Genomic DNA, 17,790 nt, shown 5'->3' on the forward strand with positions numbered 1-17,790 from the left:
TGTTTCGTTAATCTTTGGAAATTCATGAAAAGAAAATTGACTAATCAACTTGCATCCTGGAAAAACGCCTCGAGTAGAAAGCCACTTTTGATTCAAGGTGCAAGACAAGTGGGTAAAACTTGGTTGATGAAAACTTTTGGAAAAGAATGTTTTCAGTCTGTTGCTTACGTGAACTTGGAGACGAATAAAGAATTGAAGGATGCTTTTGAACAAAATTTTGAAATCGATAGGATTCTGTTGGCTATACAAATAACCTCAGGAGTAAAAGTTATAAAAGGAGAGACTTTGGTTATCATCGATGAGATTCAAGAATCTCCATTTGCCATAACTTCATTGAAATATTTTCAAGAAAATGCTCCAGAATATTTTGTGATGGCAGCAGGTTCTTTATTAGGAGTTGTATTGCATCAGCAAGTTTCTTTTCCAGTGGGAAAAGTTGATTTTTTAAATCTTTATCCATTAGATTTTGAAGAGTTTCTAATGGCTATGAATGAAGAAGACCTAATTGAATTAGTCAAGAATCAGGATTGGGCTTTGATCAATACTTTTAAGGAGAAATATATTGGGCTTTTGAAACAATATTACTTCGTGGGTGGAATGCCTGAAGCAGTTACAAATTATGCTCAAAATAAGGATTTGAAGGAAGTTAGAAAAATTCAAAAGGGAATTTTGGCAGCTTATGAACAAGATTTTTCTAAGCACGCACCAGTCGAAATCGTACCTAGAATTCGAATGCTATGGAATGCTATCCCTTCTCAATTAACAAAAGAGAATAAAAAATTCATCTATGGACATGTCAAACAAGGAGCTAGAGCAAAGGACTTTGAATTGGCTTTGGCATGGCTTTATGATTCTGGATTAGTTCATCGGGTGAATAAAATTTCAAAACCTGGAATTCCATTAAAAGCCTATGAGGATATCAATTCCTTCAAACTTTTTATGCTTGATATTGGACTTTTAGCAGCTTTAACGGACTTAGATTCCAAGTCAATTTTGGAAGGAAATAACCTCTTTGAAGAATTCAAAGGGGCTTTGACTGAACAGTATGTTCTTCAGCAATTTCTTGCAAGAAATATTCATCCGTTCTATTGGTCTACAGAAAAATCGACAGCAGAAATTGATTTTATAATTCAATTAGATGGTAAAGTTTATCCTGTTGAGGTCAAAGCAGAAGAAAATTTAAAAGCAAAAAGTCTCAAAGTTTTTTCTGAGAAATATAAAATTCCAGTTTCTGTACGAACATCCATGTCAGGATATAGAAAAGAAGATTGGCTAGTAAATATTCCACTTTATGCTATTGGTTTTTTAAATCAGGAGAATACCATTTCTTAGATATTGAACTATTTCTTTTGTACCAAAGAAAAATATTGACTTAATTCGCCACATGGATTTTGATTGGGTTTTGGAAAGTTTCCAGCAAGGGATTGCAGAAATGTCGTGGCTGGAGGCGATAGCAGTATTTTTCGGCATTGCTAGTGTGTTTTATTCTATCAAAAAGAACATTTGGGTATTTCCAACTGGAATGATAAGCACCTTGATTTATGTTTACATCTGTCTAAAATATAAATTGTATGCAGACATGGGAATCAATGCTTATTATTTCGGAATGTCTATCTACGGTTGGTATCTGTGGAGTAGGCCGAGTGGGACAAGCGAAGAATTAGCAGTGACTTGGCTTAGCCGCATGGGTGTTCTCAAATCAATTGCCTTATTTTTCGTTTCCTATGGAGTCCTGTATTTTATACTAGCGAATTTCACAGACAGTGACGTTCCCTATTGGGATTCCTTTACAACTTCATCTGCATTCGTAGGAATGTGGCTGATGGCCAAAAAGAAGGTGGAAAACTGGATTGCTTGGATTATCACTGACTTAGTTTCTATTCCATTGTATCTCTGTAAGGGTTTGGTATTGACATCTTTTCAATTTATGTTTTTTACTGTTTTAGCAGTTATTGGTTTATTTTCTTGGATAAAGTCCGCGAGGAACATTTCAAATGGGTATTAAAAAAATTGTGATTTTAGGACCAGAATCTACTGGAAAAAGTACGCTTACTCAAGCATTAGCGGCTGCGTACAATGAACCCTGGGTTTATGAATACGCTAGGCAATATATAGAAAATCTGCATCGACCTTATGAATTTGAGGATTTGCTTCAAATCGCAAAGGGTCAAATTTATGCGGAGGATTCTGCATTGAAAAATGCAAAGAAGTATCTTTTTATTGATACTGATTTGCATGTTATCGATGTCTGGAGTAATCACAAATTCGGTAAAACAGATCCATGGATTGTTGAACAAATTCAAAACAGGAAATATGATTTATATCTTTTGACAAATGTGGACATTCCTTGGGAAGACGATCCGCAAAGAGAGCATCCTGATCCTGAAATGCGAGATTATTTTTTCGATCGCTATCACAAGTTGCTTCAAAAATCAAATGTTCCATTCGAAATTATTGAAGGAAATTATATTGATAGATTTGTTTCAGCAATGAAAGCCCTGAAAAGTAATGGGTTATAATGTGTTTGAATAAGGTGTTAATATTTCTTAAATGCAACAGGGTCAAGAAGATGATATTTGTCAGTTTTTTAATTTCTAACTTTTTTTGATGTATCTTTATAGCAGAATGTCTGACAATCATCCAGCGATTTTGCATTCTGATTACTAAATTCATTAAATACATTATTATGCGTCCGCCTAGATTCAGTGCCGCATCCTCTTTCCATTCAGATTTAAAATTGAGGATCAAAAATCACTTTACAGAAAAAAATCTTAACCAAACTGGAAATTTCTCGCTTTATTTTAAAGCTATTTTGCTTGTTTGCGCTTACATAGCAACCTATGTAACACTCGTATTCTTCACACCACATTGGGCGATTGCCCTAGTCGGTTGTGTGCTACTAGGAGCTTTGGCTTCTACTATTGGTTTCAATGTGATGCACGATGGGGCACACGGGAGTTTTAGTAAAAAGAGTTGGGTCAATGAACTCGCTGGAGTATCGATCAACTTTTTGGGAGCGAATGTTTTCATGTGGAAAACAAAGCACAATGTCGTACATCACTCGTTTACGAATATTGACGAAGTAGATGATGACATGAATGCAAGACCTTTCTTGAGACTTTGTCCAAATCAAAAATTCCATAAAATCCATAAGTATCAGCATAAGTATTTCTTATTTGTGTATTCACTGCTTTACTTATATTGGATTTTTGTGACGGATTACAAGAAATACGTGACCAAAAAGGTGGGGATTGTCCCAATTCAGAAAATGACTGTTGCTGATCATTTCTCTTTTTGGGGATTCAAACTCATTCATATCATATTATTCGTGGCTATTCCACTCTATATGGTAGGGTTTATGCCTTGGTTGATAGGTTTTCTTGTATATGGAATCTCTACGGGGATTCTCTTAAGTGTGGTGTTCCAATTAGCACATGCAGTAGAAGAAGCTTCTTTCCCAATGCCTAATATTGAAACAAATAAATTGGAAGACGATTGGGCAATCCATCAGTTAAAGACAACTTCTAACTTTGCCACTAACAATAAGTTACTATCGTGGTTGGTAGGCGGTTTGAACTTTCAAGTTGAGCACCATTTATTTCCAAATATCTCACACGTGCATTATCCTGCAATCAGTAAGATAATCAAAGAAACTTGTAGAGAGTATGGGATACCATATTTAGAACATCCAAAATTAAGTATGGCCTTTGCCTCTCACGTCAATCACTTGAGGAATTTAGGCGGTAACCAATAAGTCTAAGAATTTTAATTTTTCCCGCTGTTCAACTATGAGCAGCGGGTTTTTTATTTTAGGCCATTTTTGGTTATTAAGCTTTTACACCTACATTTGCAGCATAGATCATTAGGGGTGCCTTAAAATATCGGGCTGAGATCATACCCACAATACCTGATCCGGGTAGTGCCGGCGAAGGGAAATGAGTAACCAATGAAAGTACATGCAAAAAGTTTTCGCCGAAGACTTTGGATTAGTCTATAAAACTTAGGCTCCGCGCAGACATGCAATTTTGCTGTATTTGATTTGGAAATGGGTAAACAAAATGAAGAAAATCATCCCCTTGGTTTTCTGAAGTTTAACCAGCTGGCTTTCGGCATATTAAATAATTTAAATGAAGCAATTAGGACTTACATTAGCAGTTTTGCTCGTGTGTTTTGTCGCTACCGCGCAAAACAAAATCAATGGAACCGTAAAGGATGCCTCTACGGGAGAATTATTGGTGGGAACCAACATCATTTTAGAAAGGACAGGAAGAGGCGCAACTGCTGATATGTCTGGAAACTTTGAAATCAGCAATATTCCTCAAGGAAATTACGACTTGAGGGTATCTTTTTTGGGCTATACAACTCAAATATTAAAGATATCCGTGCCCACTAATGAGCCAATCGATATCGCTTTGGAGCAAAGTAGCATTTTCACCGAAGAATTTGTTGTGAATGGAACGAGAGCATCAGATGTGACTCCAACTACTTTCCAAAACATCAAGAGGGAAGAAATTGCCAAGCTCAATCTTGGACAGGATATCCCTATGTTATTGAATTATACGCCTTCGGTGGTGAGTTTTTCGGATGCAGGTGCAGGCGTTGGTTATACTGGATTAAGAATTAGAGGTTCCGATCAGACTCGGATCAATGTAACTGTCAATGGAATTCCCTTGAACGATGCAGAGTCGCATGGTGTGTTTTGGGTGAACATGCCTGATTTCGCTTCTTCAGTTGACAATATGCAAATTCAAAGAGGTGTTGGAACATCCACAAATGGCGCTGCTACTTTCGGTGCGAGCATCAATATTCAGACTGATACACGTCAGGATGAAGCCTACGGAGAAGTGGATAACTCCTTCGGCTCCTTCAACACAAGAAGGCACACAGTAAAAGCAGGGACAGGACTTTTGAATAACCGATGGGCTTTTGATGCGAGATTATCGCAAATTACTTCCGATGGCTATATGGATCGAGCGTCTTCAAACCTCAGATCCTATTTCTTGACAGGTGGTTACTATGGAGAAAATCATGTTTTCAAACTGAATGTGTTTTCTGGTGCTGAAAAAACATATCAAGCTTGGGAAGGTGTTCCTGAAGCACTTTTGGAAACAAATAGAACATTCAATCTTTATACTTACGACAACCAAACCGACAACTATCAGCAGGATCATTATCAGTTTATTTATACAGGAAAAATAAATCAAAACTGGAAAGCGAATGCTGCCCTTCACTATACTTATGGACGTGGTTACTACGAGCAGTTTAGAGGAAATGATAGACTCAGTAATTATGCACTTCCTCCAGTTGTTATTGGTGGAGAGAGCATTGCTAGGATGGATATCATTCGCAGAAGATGGTTAGATAATGACTTTTATGGCGGTGTTTTTTCCTTGAATTATATTTCAGATGACGCCAAATGGGATGTGGTCCTAGGTGGTGGAATCAATCGCTATGATGGGGACCATTTTGGGGAGCTTATTTGGATGCAATATGCAGCAGGTGTGAATATTAGAGACAGATATTATGACAACAATGCGGTAAAGGACGATAGAAATATTTATCTAAAAGGTACATATGAAGCTACAGAAGGGCTTTTCCTTTTTGGCGATTTACAGTATAGAGGAGTAGACTATCGCTTTGAAGGCTTGAACAATGACTTGAGAAACGTATCGGGTGATGTGAGTTATAATTTCTTTAATCCTAAGTTTGGATTGACTTATCAGACGAGCTCAGGCAATTCTTTGTACGCATCTTATGCAGTCGCAAATAGAGAACCAGTAAGAAGAGATTTTACAGATTCCCCTATAGTGGATCGTGCGCCTCAGGCCGAGAATCTCCAAAATATAGAAGTAGGTATCAAAGCCAATACAAGCAAGTATTCTTACAACGTGAATCTATATTATATGAATTACAACAATCAACTTGTCCTAACTGGACAGCTGAATGATGTTGGTGCCTATGTAAGAGACAACGTAGCCAATTCTTATCGTGCAGGAATCGAAATTGATGGAGCTTATAAAATCTCTCCAAAATTTACTCTAGGAGGAAACTTGGCAATCAGTAGAAATAAAATCGCTGAGTTTACAGAATATATTGATGATTACGCTGCCGCAGAATTTTTTCAAGAAGAAATTACTTACACAGATACGGATATTGCTTTCTCACCTAATGCTGTTGCTTCAGCGATTTTGGACTATAAGCCAAGCAAAAACTTTGAAATTAGCTTGTTAAATAAATATGTTGGCAATCAATTCATGGACAATACCATGAATGATAACCGAATGCTAGATGCATTTTGGACAACAGATTTGAGATTAAATTATGCTTTAAGACCAAGATTTGTGAAAAATATGGAGTTCACGCTGATGGTTTACAACATCTTCAATAAACTCTACGAACCAAATGGCTATACCTTCTCTTACTTTCTTCCTGGAGAAGGCGGAACAGGAAGAGAATTAATTACGGAGAATTTCTATTACCCAATGGCTGGCACCAACTTCCTTGCAGGAGTGAAAATGAGATTTTAAATAAAGTTTAAGTTTTACTAAGCATAAAAGCATCCTCGGTTTCGGGGGTGCTTTTTTTGTGAAACACTAGAAGCGACAAGACTTTTCTACCGAGTTGGATGAGTCTCTAGAATCAAAAAACATTTAATAGTAAGACAGGGAAAATTGGATAAGAGGTTAGATAAAAGCGTATGGTCATATCGAACAAAGTGAGATATCTCCCATGTGGTCGATATGACGACTACTTCATTTCAAATTATAAAGTATAATGAAATGTCAAATAACTTCCTGACCTTCCACCCTTGTAGCAATCGGGACCAATCTTTTAATTTTCCAATTTTCTAATCTTACAATCCCTTAATAACTTAATCAACTATTTCTCTCTCGACTTTTTAGTTCCGAATACCCTCTGCAAAGAAATTCTTTACCCAAAGTGTGCGGCTGATCAAGTTGACAGTATTGAGGATGTCGTAGATGTTTTTAGGATTGAAAGGACTTATTCGGATCGAAAAATGCTCATGTCTATCTTGCTTGATTTCTAAATCATACTTAAGCCCGAGTTTGAGCAGTTCCTTTGGGAAAAACACAACGGATGATACAGGAGAAAAGGCTTTTTCTTTAACGCCAAATCTCTTTTTTGAAGCTTGATAATGTCTGTGAAGTAGATTCTCTTGAAATTGGATGTCTTTCAAATGTAGAGAAGAATCAAGTAAAAGTTTTGGATTGAATCGATGTGTGAGGCTTTGACTTCCTCTGTTGACGCTGTAGCTGACTTCTTTGCCAACTTGGTGATTGAGTTGGAAGTTGTTTTTGAGACTTAGAAACTTCCATAGGTTATCAATTCTCTTTAAATCCATGAAGTTATTCGGGTTTGTTGATCAAGCGATAGAAGTCTTTGATTGGGATTCTCAAGGCGTCTCTTTCTTTTTCATCTTCCAATATGGGAACCCAAACCTCGTCTATCAACAGCTCAAAATAGGCATTTTCTATCAAAAATGGATAGAGTTGCTCCACGAAATTAAAATGGGAAAACTTATCGCCCGATATAAATTCTAGGGTATCAGTTTGATCGGCAACTGTTGCTCTCAGAGAAAAGGAACTCAGATCGTTTGAAGGTTCTACATAAAGGTAAGCCTCATCTTTTACTCGATTGATCAAAATAGAAAGATTGAGGAGCGGATGATCTGCCTCTTGAACTCGCTTTCCGTACCGATACACGGACATTTTTGCATCATCTCGACCCTCCAGATCATAATATAAACCTCTGACATTTTTTAAATATAAACGTTCAGCATCTGTGATGCTTAAAATAGACGCTTCTTTACCTGAATTATTTGCCCTCTTTTCATTAAAAAAGGAGAGGATGAAGACTAAAGCCAATGACCCAATTCCAAAAATCTTGATGATTTTGAGCATTTCTGGAGAAAGGGTATCGTTTTTAGACATTAGATAAAAGAGGTTATTTTATTCTAATAACCTCATTTTTTGCTTTAGGTTAAATATTTCCGAAACTAATTAATCGAAAAAATCAATTAATGCACATAAGATCCCGCATTGATATCGATGGTGCACCCCGTGGCATGGTCTGCTAGGCCAGAACAAAGAAGCGTGACCATGGGTGCGATATCTTTAGGTTCAGTCAATGTGGTAAGCGCAATGTCATTGAGGGCGTATTCCTCGCCGTATTGATCCATAAAGTCCTGCGCCATATCCGTGCGCGTAAATCCCGGCGCGATGATAAATGCCTTGATGCCCTCTTTCCCATAATACCTAGCAATGGATCTCGTGTAGCTGACAATTGCTGCCTTGGAAGCGGCATAAGCTAAATAATCAGGCGTATCACCTCTGAAGGCTGCCCGGGAAGAAATATTGATGATCCTTCCATTTTTCTTTTCTCTAGCATGAGCAATAAATTCCTTACAAATAATCGCTAAAGCATTGATGTTGACATCCATAGTTTTGAGCCATGCAGCCGTCCAGTCATCTGTTGGCGCATTGTCTTCTATAGAAATCGCTATTCCCGCATTATTGACAATGGCGTCAATCGGGCCATAGATACGAATCAATTCTGGAATCCAGCCTTGGACGGATGAAAGATCGGACAAATCACAAGGAACCAAGTGAGATGCGTTTGGTAAGGCGTCTTGTAAGCTTTTGGCTTCATCTACGTTTTTGTTGAAATGAATCAATACTTCAGCTCCAGAAGCGGAAAGTTGCTCTGCAATGCCGCGTCCGATTCCTCTGGAAGCGCCAGTTACGAGGATTCTATGATTTTTTAGTGAAATGTTCATCTTAAAGAGTTATTGGTTATCAGTTATTATGTGGAAATAGTTTGCTAAGAAAAATATGGGACTGAATAATAATTAGTCTTTGTGACTTGCAACTAATAACCAATCCCTTAATCCACTTAATTAACTTTTCCAAGCAGGGCTTGGATTTCATCAGCCTGCAGGTTGCAGTTGATCCATTGTCCTTCAAGGTCGGCGCCGTATTTTTTGTAGAAATTGATGGCAGGCTCGTTCCAATCCAAGACTTGCCACATCATGCCAGAGCAGTTGTCTTCAAGGCATTTGAGCATGGTTCGATCAAAAAGAAGTTTACCAGCGCCATTTCCTCGCTCTGATTCAGTGACCACGATATCTTCTAAATAGAGCCTTCTCCCTTTCCAAGTGCTATAACGGTAATAGTAAATCGAGATTCCAATGATTTCTTTTGTACTTTTCTTGACAGCTACAAAAAAACCATAGACTGGATTAGCGCCAAATCCGTCTTCTTCCATCAATTCGACAGTATTGATCACTTGCTCAGGTGCTTTTTCGTAAAGTGCCAGTTCTTTGACTAATTCTAAAACCCTTGGAAGGTCGTTTTTTTCTCCTTTTCTGATTTCATACATAGCCGAAAGTAACCATAATTCTAAAAACCTTAAAATCAATTTTTATATTTGGGCCAGTTAATTTTTATTTGGACATCATCAAATCAGCTATCTCATGTTTCTCTCTATCGATGCAGGTAATTCGAATATTGTTTTTGGATTTTATGAAGCGCAATCTGCCACATGGAAATACGAGTGTCGAGTCAATACAAAAACAGAGATTTCCTTGCTTCAGTTAGAAAAGGAACTTCATCTTTTTTTCTTAGAAAATGACATCAAGATCGCGCATATCGATCAAGTGGGGTTCAGTTCGGTGGTACCCGAGTTGAATCAAATGATCGCTCAGTTTTGCTCTGAATTTTTAGGAAAGAGTTGCTATCTAATCGCTGGGAAAAGCTACCAAAAGCTAAAAGTCAGCAGTAGGAGGCCAAATGAAATAGGGACAGATATCATGTGTAATGTAGCCGCTGCATATGAGAAATTTCAAGATGCCTGTGTCATTGTGGATTTTGGGACAGCATTGACTTTCACAGTTGTGGATAAAAAGGGGGCTGTTCAGGGGGTGAATATTGTACCTGGCTTGCATACTGCCATGCGGTCGCTATTTCACAATACCTCCAAGTTGCCCGAAGTAGAATTGGTGCAGCCCAAGTCAGCAATAGGTAAAAATACAGTCGAATCTATTCAAGCAGGGATATACTTTGGGTATTCAGGTTTAGTAAGAGGGATGCTTATTGAGATTGAAAAGGAATTGGGATATTCTTCGAGGATCATCGCAACAGGAGGTTTATCCTCTATCATTTCCAATCTCCAATCGAGCTTTGATGCAGTAGATCGAAATCTGACTTTAGAAGGGATTCGCCTGATTACGATTGCAAATCAGCCTATTTGAATCCAATAAGTATATTGGGATCAGGGCAGATTTTTTGAAATTTATCCATGTCTCTTTGACTACACACACCCGGGAAGTCACCGACCATTCCCATCATATCCCACATCAATTGAAAGTGTAGATGTGGAGGCCAATCTCCATTTTCGGGAAATGGGCCAAGGTGACAAAACAATTCTCCTTTTCCGATTTTTTGTCCAACTTCTAGATTTTCCAAATCAGATAAAGCCAAATGCCCATAAAGACTGTAAAATGATTTGCCTTCAATATGATGTTCTAATATGATGGTAGGTCCATAGTTGCCAAAACCCACATTATTTTTGAAACTGTGAACATTTCCGTCTATAGGCGCAAATACAGGGTGTCCCGCTTTTGCCCAAATATCTATGCCGAGATGGATATCTCTAAAATCTTCTTCATTTGTCGCAAAAACCTCACTTCTTCTGTAAATAGCGCGATGTTCAAAGTAGCCTCCTATGCCATAAGTTTTGCTGGACTGCTCCAAGATTCCGAAAACATAAGTGTTAAAAGCATCGGTATTTCCCAGATCAATGGTCTCTAAAGTTTTGTTATTTGGAGAAAAATCCAATTTCATTGTATTTGTACTATCTAGGGCAGTGCCCATGATATGGAAAATCTCAATCTGATCAAGGAGTGTGTTTAGCATTCGAGTTTTTGATTCTAATTCAATGTAAATATAAGAGCAACTTTGATTAATCATGTGTAAATGTATTTTATGAACTGATTTTTGGGAACAGTGAATTTAGGATACAAGGGTAATTTTTGCTATTTTTCACTCTCCCAACAAAATTGACAGTTATGTTTAAAAAAATAGCATTGGCCATTTCTTTCTCTCCTCGCATGGAGGCCTTGATCTGTGAATCTAAGCGATTGAAGGATTTGTTTGGAGCAGAATTGATTCTCGTCCACGTTGGAGAAAAAACAGCTACTCTAGAGGAAAACCTCAAGTTTATGCTAGAGAAACATGGGGTGGATAGAGAAAAGACTAAAATTTTATGGGAAACAGGAAATCCTGCCAAGAAAATCATTCAAGCTTGTAATCAAGAAGGGGTGGATTTACTTGTGGCAGGAGCATTGAAGACAGAAGGTTTTTTTAAATATTATTTGGGGTCAATTGCTAGAAAAATCATTAGAAAATCAAAATGCTCGGTGCTTACTTTGATCGAGCCTCTCGAAGATCCCACCCCATTTGAGAAAGTTGTGATCAATGGGACACAACAAGAGCAAACTCCTTATGTTATTCAAAAAGGAATCGAATGGTGCAAATTAGACAAAGCCAAAAAAGTATATGTAGTCAACGAAATCAAAATGTATGGCTTACAGATGGCGACGGCTGGTGAAGGTGGGGAAGGTGAAATTGCAAGTACTAGAAGGAAATTGGTGGGAGAAGAAGTGGATTATGTAGAAAATATATTGAAGACTGTAGATAAAGGTGACTTAAGGGTAAATGTAAAAATCACTTGTGGAAAATGGGCGGTTGAATTGGCCCGTTTTGCTACTGATTTCAATGCAGACCTTTTGGTAGTGGGGGACGAGGGGAATCTTGGATTTTTTGATCGACTCTTCCCGCATGATTTGGAAGATATACTCAGCGATCTTCCTTGCAACCTTTTAATCATAAAAAAATAAGACTACATGGAAAGTTTATCACATCAAGATGTAGTCAATCTATTTCTACAGCTTGCCGCAATGCTTTTGCTTGCGCGAGTATTTGCAGAAATAGCGCAGAAATTTAAGCAACCCGCAGTAGTGGGGGAGTTGCTGGCTGGAATTATTCTAGGTCCTACGATTTTGGGGACATTGACTCCAGAGATTTTCGATTATCTCTTTGCTAGTAATCCAAGTGCTAATTTAGCACTAGATGGCTTTGTGCAGATCGCGGTAGTCTTGCTTTTGTTTATCGCTGGACTGGAAGTTGAATTGCATTTAGTTTGGTCTCAAGGTAAATCTGCTTTGAGCATTAGCCTTTTAGGATTGGTAGTTCCTTTTATCCTAGGTTTCATATTCCCTTATTATTTCTCAAGCTTCTTCGGATTAGCAGATGGAGACCGGTTGCTCTTCTCTCTCTTTATGGGGACAGCCATGTCTATTACCGCCCTGCCAGTCGTCGTCAGGATCTTAATGGATATGAATCTCTTCAAGACGAAGATGGGGATGTTGATTGTCGCCTCCGCGATGGTTAATGACATCATTGGTTGGTTGATTTTCTCTGTTATTCTTTCATTCATGGGCAAAGGGAGTTCACTTTCATTGGCACAGACTATAGGCGTAACTTTGATGTTTACCTTCTTTATGCTTACCCTTGGGAAAATCATCATCAATAAGGTTCTTCCATGGGTCAATAAAAAATTAGCTTGGCCTGGTGGAGTGCTTTCTCTATCAATGGCTTTCTGCTTTTTGGCAGCAGCATTTACAGAATGGCTGGGGATTCACTCGATCTTCGGCGCTTTCCTTTTGGGAGTGGCATTGGGAGATTCGGAGCACATGTCAGAGCGTGCTAAGGAGATTGTACATCAATTTATCAACAATATCTTCGCTCCGCTTTTCTTTGTTTCTATTGGTTTGAAAATCAACTTCTTTACCAACTTTGAGATTTTGCTGACATTGGCGGTATTGGCGATATCATTTGCAGGTAAAATCATCGGTAGTGGCTACGGAGCTTTCAAAGGTGGATTTAACATTAAGGAATCCTTGGCGATTGGATTTGGGATGAATGCGAGAGGTGCCATGGAAATTATTCTTGGCTTGATAGCATTGGAAAATGGTCTGATAGATGAAAAACTCTTCGTAGCGTTGGTAGTCATGGCCATCATTACCAGTATGACAAGTGGTCCACTGATGAAATGGGCTTTAAAAGATAATGAAAAGTCATAGAGTTGATAAATCTTTAATATTGATATCCGCTTTCTTACAAGAAGCCATTTATAACATTGTATGAAGTTCATTACAATCAGCTATGGTCTGTTGATACTTGTGCGCCCAGTTGACGATTATTCGCATAAATATAAGTAGTATATTCTCCTACTAGTGCCATTGCGAATAACCATAATTTTTAAATATGACATTTCCGTTCTGAAATTGTTAATAAACATTAAAAATATCATTAAAAATGTGTTTTTGGATTGGATTTTGTACTTTTACCTGACAAACCAAAATAAAAATCACGTTATGAGTTACAAAAATCTAGTACCTAGAGTATTGAGTATCACTTTCATTTTTGCTTTATTTATGGGTTTCAGCGCTAATGCTCAGCAAACAATGCCACCTCAAATGGAAGTAAAAGAAGATTTTTCGGATGATGAGTTTAAGGAATTTGTGAAAATAAACTTGGTATTGATTCCGCTGCAAAAGAAATCTCAGGAAGACATGGTAAAGGCTATTGAAGACAATGATTTGAAGGTAGAAAGATTTCAAGAATTGGCGCAAGCACAACAAGCAGGTACTTTGACAGAAGTTTCAAATGATGCCCAAGAGATGGCCAATTTCAACATGGCAGGACAGAAAGTGATGGAAATGCAGCAAGTGCTGCAAACTGATATCATGAAAACCATTACGGACAGTGACTTGTCAGAACAAAAATTCCAAGAAATGTATATGGCTTACACACAAAGTGAAAAGGTGAAAACCAAAGTGGATGCAATGATTGCGGATGAATTGAAATAAATTTCGCACAATAAATTTCTGATAAAAGATAAGAGACCTGCTAGGTTTTAAAAACCTGGCAGGTCTTCAATTTAAAAATGAAAAAAGGCTGTCTTGATTTCGGGACAGCCTTTTTGATTATTATTTTTTGATTCTCACAAATTGAAGAAAATGATTATTTAAACTTTCCCTCTGTATCAATAAAGTCTCCTTTGATTGTCACATTGTTATTGATAGTTACTTTTCCATATACAGTGATGCTCGTTCCTTCTCCGACAAACTCTATCGTTGATCCAGAATTTAATATCAAATCACCATAGATTACAGCACTCCCGTTAAACTTGAAAACAGCGTTATTATTGATAGTCATTCTACTACTTCCGTTAGTTTTCCCGAAAGCAAAGCTCCCTGACATCTCAAAAAATCCATTGCTGTTGATATTTATATTATTTTGAACAGCTACCGATCCACAGAAAGTCAGTGATCCATTGATATTCATGTTATTCAATGAAGCAGAACCTGAATACCTCATCACATCATTAGAATTGTTATTAAGGTTATTTCCACCTCTGTAAGGAGTAGTGTCCTCGCAGTTGATTCCTGGAGTTGGCACACTTGCTTCTCTTTCTATTTCTAAAATTTGAAGACCTTTAGCTCCAGAGGCCACGAAAAGATGTCTGCCCTGCAACTTCACAAAATTTGAAGAGCCAAAAAGGGATAGCAATCCTAGTGTATTGATTTCATTATTATCTGAAATCTCTACAATTTCTACACCTGCACCACCATTGGCCATTATAAGTAAACCTTCATCAAATGACACTGCATTGGTCACGATATCCTCACTATTTACGCCATCAGGATTAGAAAGAATTGCAATATGATCTATCAGTGTTCCTGAAGGAAGTCTATATATCCCTGCTCCTTTTGCTCCTTCTGAGGCAAACAATAAATTTTCTCCAATATCTAAAGTTCTTTTTGCACCAGAAACATCTCTGTCCATACTGATTTGGCTTATTTCATTTAGATCAGTAGGATTTAAAATTCTAACACCTTCCTCACCGCTCAGAGCTGCTAGAATATTGTTGCCATAAGCTACATCTCTCAAATCAGGAATAGATGTGCGCGCTGTCACATTATTATTAGCATCAATCAAGGCAACTATACCTTGATTTCCAGAGGTGACCGCTGCATGACTGTCGGTATGGGTGATCCCTGTGCCTGCGAAACTTTCTAGATCCGTTAGGACAAAATCAGAGGTGAATTGTCCACCACTTACACTGACACTAAGATATTGAGCTGCGATGCTGATTTCTCTTTCCGCATCGATATCGAATGCAGCAGCTAGATGTAGTCTTCCTTCATGATATTTTAGAGCATTGATGTCGGCTGTAGTGAAGATAGCCTGAGCTGTAATAGAAGGTTTGGTGGGTTGTGAAATATCATATATTTCTACTGCACCAATAAACTCAGCCCCTTCTTTATTATAACTCACGTAAGCGTAATCTCCATGAATATCAACATGAGTCGCTTTTAGAATTTTGCCATTGTGTATAGGACCTTCGACTTGCGCTACCAGAATCATTGGGAGTTTACCAGCAGGAATGTCATCTTCTAAGATTCTTCCGTTAACAAAGTCAGCACCTAGGACGCTAATGACACCGGACTCGTCATTACTAATTCTCTTGGAAAGTTGTTGGGAGTCTGTGTTGATCAAAATGTTTTTTTCAAAACCTGGGTTTTCTTCACTCCAATCACAAGAAAATAGCAGAGTAAAAAGGAAAATAATTGGATAGATTTTTTTCATAGCAAAATTTTGTTTTTCACATTTAAATAATTGTAATTCAAAATAAATTATTGTTTATATATCGTAAATAAAAATAATATTTTTATTAATTTAGTATTTTATACAATATATTTTTTTAGAAATACGTATTAATAAATTATTTTGGACTGATTAATGTTGTTTTTTATTGAAAAAGTCACAGCGGAGAATCGAAAAAGAGCATAAAAAAATCAGCCTGAATACAGGCTGGTTTTTTTAGTTTTAAAAAGTATTACTAATCTATTTCTTAAGAACCTTAATATGTTCTACTTTTTGGCCCCATTGAATTTCTACCACGAGGACTCCTTTAGGTGCTCTTGGGATTAATTGAGCCAATTGATCATTCATTTCATCTTCTGAGTTAACCGTGATGCCTTGAGTGATAAGGCTTGGATGTACGATTCGGAAAGTAATTTGCTCTTCATCGTATTGACTTCTATCCAGTAGTGATATTTTCAATTGATCTCCCAAAGTTGGGTTAGGGAATGCTCTCCATACACCTTGTGTAGCTTGAGTACCTTCTGCTCTTACTGAAAGTACTTTGCTATAAGTAAAGTTGCCATCAAAATCTACCTGCTTGATTCTGTAAAGAATATTTCCACCACTGAGAGGAAGTTTATCATCAGTAAACTCATATTCCGTAACTGTATCCTTCCATCCCATTCCATCAATTTCACCTACTTTTTTGAAGTCATTGATACCTTTGTCCGAACGTTCGATTTCGAAGTGGGAGTTAGCATTTTCTTTAGCTGTTGCCCAAGATATTAGAGAAGATTTATTTGTGTTTTCGTATCTAGCATTTGGGTTAAGTAATTCTACTGGGAGGATTCTTGAACTAATTGGAAATTCGTATTCTCTACATAATCCAGTCGTATTATCTATTACGGTAAGTCTATACAAGCCATCATCTAATGTTCCTAAATATGTAGGATCTGTTGGGTCAAAAAAGTTTCCAAAATCATCCCTCCAAATAAAAGTATAATTTTCAGGATTATCGATATTTATCGAAGCAAACCCATTTGGCTGTATTTCTTGGCTTGTATCATTATCCTTAGATAATGGTGTAGCAGTAAATATAAAAGGCACATTTATATCATCATCACTTAATTCTGTGTCAGAAAACCTATCATTTATTGTTAAACTTGGACTTATTACTTCACCTCCATTTAGTCCTCTAATTGTAAAAGAAAACTCACCATCTGGATGTTCTGTATATTCAGTACCACCTACTTGAATGTTCCAATTAATATTTAAAGGTCTTGTTCCTCCAGCCAAAGATGAAATAAAAAATGTTACATCAACAGTTTCTTCATTCGTGGTTAAACATTCAATAACAAAATCAAAATCATAAACGAAACCATCTACACCTACGTTTATAACTGGACTATTTGAATTATTACATAAACCGGGAGGATAATCACAAATATCTGAAATTGGTTTATCATTTGCACTCCAAAAGCCTCTAGTATCTACTAATTCAAGTCTTTCTTTTTTGCAATCGAATCCACTAGGAAGAGAAATTTCAATAGTGACTTGATTTGGATTATTACCATTTGCGGAAGGTGCTAACGTCACGAAGTGATTTATTTGGATTTCTCTGGTCTCAGTACTATCTAGATTCTCAATTATTACCAAATCTGCTAAAATTCTTAAATTATCTAAATCTTGTTTTGAAGTGTAATTTAATGTGATAAAAAAAGAAGATCCTGAAATACAATTATTCACATCTAGTCTAGTGCCGCCTGCATCACTTAAGTACGCTTCGAGTATGACGAAATTTTGCCTATTATTTCCAGTAGGTTTACATTCTTCACAATCACTTGGACTTTGCTGCCCATAAACTTCCCCCACTCCAAATAGAGCTGTCAGGGCAAAAAAGGCTATTAATATAAGTTTCTTCATCACAAGGGTGTTAATGCTATGAAATTGTATTTCAAAGGTATAAAAATGTATTTCGTAAAACAAGTAATTAATACATTATTTTGCGTAACCTAGTGTTTTGATTCAATTTTAAACAAATTTATATTCTTCAGCCTGC

Annotated in this window: 16 protein-coding genes and 1 riboswitch; of the genes, 9 read left to right on the top strand and 7 right to left on the bottom strand. The window is 37.2% G+C overall.

Annotation, left to right across the window (positions count from 1 at the left end; genetic code table 11):
* Positions 1-24: 24 nt before the first annotated feature.
* From IEV57_RS10175 to IEV57_RS10195, 5 genes are all read left to right on the top strand, one after another.
* Positions 25-1,332, top strand: coding sequence for an ATP-binding protein (locus tag IEV57_RS10175; protein WP_188442377.1), 1,308 nt, complete (start codon positions 25-27; stop codon positions 1,330-1,332).
* 52 nt (positions 1,333-1,384) lie between these two features.
* Positions 1,385-2,005: a nicotinamide riboside transporter PnuC gene (pnuC, locus tag IEV57_RS10180; protein ID WP_188442379.1), complete on the top strand. Its 621-nt coding sequence runs from the start codon at positions 1,385-1,387 to the stop codon at positions 2,003-2,005.
* A complete protein-coding gene (locus IEV57_RS10185; RefSeq protein ID WP_188442381.1) occupies positions 1,995-2,519 on the top strand; it encodes an AAA family ATPase in 525 nt (174 codons plus the stop codon). Before pnuC ends, IEV57_RS10185 begins: the two co-directional genes overlap by 11 nt.
* Before the next feature lie 167 nt (positions 2,520-2,686).
* On the top strand, positions 2,687-3,754 hold the full coding sequence (locus tag IEV57_RS10190) for a fatty acid desaturase family protein (RefSeq protein ID WP_188442383.1): 1,068 nt from the start codon (positions 2,687-2,689) through the stop codon (positions 3,752-3,754).
* Between the two features lie 100 nt (positions 3,755-3,854).
* A riboswitch (TPP riboswitch) is annotated at positions 3,855-3,951 on the top strand.
* A gap of 176 nt (positions 3,952-4,127) precedes the next feature.
* A complete protein-coding gene (locus IEV57_RS10195; protein ID WP_188442385.1) occupies positions 4,128-6,527 on the top strand; it encodes a TonB-dependent receptor in 2,400 nt (799 codons plus the stop codon).
* A 371-nt stretch (positions 6,528-6,898) separates the two neighbouring features.
* On the opposite strand, the gene IEV57_RS10200 is transcribed toward IEV57_RS10195, so the two are convergent.
* From IEV57_RS10200 to IEV57_RS10215, 4 genes are all read right to left on the bottom strand, one after another.
* Entirely contained in the window at positions 6,899-7,363 is a 465-nt protein-coding gene (locus IEV57_RS10200) for a hypothetical protein (RefSeq protein ID WP_188442387.1), read from the bottom strand.
* A gap of 4 nt (positions 7,364-7,367) precedes the next feature.
* Entirely contained in the window at positions 7,368-7,952 is a 585-nt protein-coding gene (locus IEV57_RS10205; RefSeq protein WP_188442389.1) for a hypothetical protein, read from the bottom strand.
* Positions 7,953-8,038: 86 nt separating this feature from the next.
* A complete protein-coding gene (locus tag IEV57_RS10210; RefSeq protein ID WP_188442391.1) occupies positions 8,039-8,797 on the bottom strand; it encodes an SDR family NAD(P)-dependent oxidoreductase in 759 nt (252 codons plus the stop codon).
* Positions 8,798-8,913: 116 nt separating this feature from the next.
* Positions 8,914-9,399, bottom strand: coding sequence for a GNAT family N-acetyltransferase (locus tag IEV57_RS10215; RefSeq protein ID WP_188442735.1), 486 nt, complete (start codon positions 9,397-9,399; stop codon positions 8,914-8,916).
* Between the two features lie 94 nt (positions 9,400-9,493).
* Between IEV57_RS10215 and IEV57_RS10220 the strand changes: the two genes are divergently transcribed.
* A complete protein-coding gene (locus tag IEV57_RS10220) occupies positions 9,494-10,270 on the top strand; it encodes a type III pantothenate kinase (protein ID WP_188442393.1) in 777 nt (258 codons plus the stop codon).
* Here the strand turns inward: IEV57_RS10220 and IEV57_RS10225 are convergent.
* Positions 10,263-10,934, bottom strand: a complete 672-nt coding sequence (locus IEV57_RS10225; RefSeq protein WP_188442395.1) for a peptidoglycan DD-metalloendopeptidase family protein — start codon at positions 10,932-10,934, stop codon at positions 10,263-10,265. The two genes, IEV57_RS10220 and IEV57_RS10225, sit on opposite strands and share 8 nt — an antisense overlap.
* A gap of 152 nt (positions 10,935-11,086) precedes the next feature.
* On the opposite strand from IEV57_RS10225, the gene IEV57_RS10230 reads away from it, so the two are divergent.
* From IEV57_RS10230 to IEV57_RS10240, 3 genes are all read left to right on the top strand, one after another.
* Complete coding sequence (locus IEV57_RS10230) at positions 11,087-11,917, top strand: universal stress protein (RefSeq protein WP_188442397.1); 831 nt, start codon at positions 11,087-11,089, stop codon at positions 11,915-11,917.
* A 6-nt stretch (positions 11,918-11,923) separates the two neighbouring features.
* Positions 11,924-13,162, top strand: coding sequence for a cation:proton antiporter (locus IEV57_RS10235; protein ID WP_188442399.1), 1,239 nt, complete (start codon positions 11,924-11,926; stop codon positions 13,160-13,162).
* A gap of 294 nt (positions 13,163-13,456) precedes the next feature.
* Complete coding sequence (locus tag IEV57_RS10240) at positions 13,457-13,951, top strand: DUF4168 domain-containing protein (protein ID WP_188442401.1); 495 nt, start codon at positions 13,457-13,459, stop codon at positions 13,949-13,951.
* A gap of 154 nt (positions 13,952-14,105) precedes the next feature.
* Here the strand turns inward: IEV57_RS10240 and IEV57_RS10245 are convergent, their stop codons facing one another.
* Both IEV57_RS10245 and IEV57_RS10250 read right to left on the bottom strand, forming a co-directional pair.
* Positions 14,106-15,734, bottom strand: a complete 1,629-nt coding sequence (locus IEV57_RS10245; RefSeq protein WP_188442402.1) for an LVIVD repeat-containing protein — start codon at positions 15,732-15,734, stop codon at positions 14,106-14,108.
* 258 nt (positions 15,735-15,992) lie between these two features.
* The gene (locus IEV57_RS10250) at positions 15,993-17,654 is read right to left on the bottom strand and encodes a hypothetical protein (protein WP_188442404.1); all 1,662 of its coding nucleotides are present in this window, start codon (positions 17,652-17,654) and stop codon (positions 15,993-15,995) included.
* Positions 17,655-17,790: the final 136 nt, after the last annotated feature.

Origin of the sequence: Belliella aquatica, from assembly GCF_014637795.1 — a bacterium.
GTDB classification, from domain to species: domain Bacteria; phylum Bacteroidota; class Bacteroidia; order Cytophagales; family Cyclobacteriaceae; genus Belliella; species Belliella aquatica.